The organism is Arcobacter sp. CECT 8989 (assembly GCF_004116715.1).
Taxonomy (GTDB): Bacteria; Campylobacterota; Campylobacteria; order Campylobacterales; family Arcobacteraceae; genus Halarcobacter.
Map to the genome: position 1 here is coordinate 1 of NZ_PDKE01000086.1, position 421 is coordinate 421.

A 421-nucleotide genomic window follows, 5' to 3' on the forward strand; every position below is an offset into this window, starting at 1 on the left:
CTTTGATAATAAGCATTTGCATAAGAGTTATCTATTTCAAGAGCTTGATTAGTAAGGTTTAGTGCCCAATTTGCTTCACCCATTTCTAAAACAGCATCTGCTTTATAAGTTAAGGCCTCTACTTCATCAGGTCTTATATTTAACATCTCATCATAAATCTCAACTTTACCTGCAGCAGTCGATTCTTGACTAGCTCTTAGCCATAACGAGTGAATAGTATTAGTAACTTCAATCTCATGTTGATTACGTTTTACTTGCTTAGACCTACTTTCTAAATCTTTTTCAAAATTTAAAAGTCTCTCTTCATACTCTTGTATAATCTTCGAGGTCTTTTCATCAATCATATTTTTTACTTTTTCATTTGTATCTTTGATTGAAGTCCAACCTACAATTACAAGTAAAGATGTTGCAGCAGCAATAA

The 421-nt window shown here is 32.1% G+C and carries 1 pseudogene; it reads right to left on the minus strand.

The features are described from left to right. A pseudogene (locus CRV02_RS14930) lies at positions 1–421 on the minus strand (tetratricopeptide repeat protein); the annotation flags it as partial.